1 pseudogene is annotated in these 573 nt (G+C 72.8%); it reads left to right on the top strand.

From position 1 onward, the window contains the following. Positions 1-573: pseudogene (locus PUR56_RS16175) on the top strand (polyketide synthase); the annotation flags it as partial.

Genomic DNA, 573 nt, shown 5'->3' with positions numbered 1-573 from the left:
GCTGTTCGGGATCTCGCCGCGTGAGGCGTTGGCGATGGATCCGCAGCAGCGCCTGTTGCTGGAGACGTCGTGGGAGACGCTGGAGGCGGCGGGTGCCGATCCGCTGGGCCTGCGCGGCGAGCCGGTGGGCGTGTTCGTCGTCGTTGGTGGCCCTGCATCTGGCCGCGCAGGCGCTGCGTTCGGGTGAGTGCTCGATGGCGCGGGTCGGTGGTGTGACGGTCATGCCGACGCCGGATGTGGTCGTGGAGTTCTCGCGTCAGCGGGGTCGGGCGCCGGACGGCCGGTGCAAGTCGTTCGGTGCGGGTGCGGACGGGAGGGGTTGGTCCGTGGGTGGCGGCATGCTGCTCGGGGAGCGGTTGTCGTCTGCGAGGGCTGCCGGTCGGCAGGTCCTGGCGGTGGTGCGGGGCCCGGCGGTCAATCAGGACGGTGCTTCGAACGTACGGACGGCGCCGTGCGGTCCGTCGCAGCAGCGGGTGATCCGGGCGGCGTTGGCGCAGGCGGGGTTGAACCCGCAGGACGTCGACGCGGTCGAGGCGCACGGCACCGGCACGACGCTCGGCGACCCCATCGAGG

The sequence above is a fragment of the Streptomyces sp. BE303 genome (genome assembly GCF_036290945.1).
Lineage (GTDB): Bacteria > Actinomycetota > Actinomycetes > Streptomycetales > Streptomycetaceae > Kitasatospora.
The sequence above is the reverse complement of the archived record's forward strand: the minus strand, read 5'-3'. Positions and strand labels throughout refer to the sequence as shown.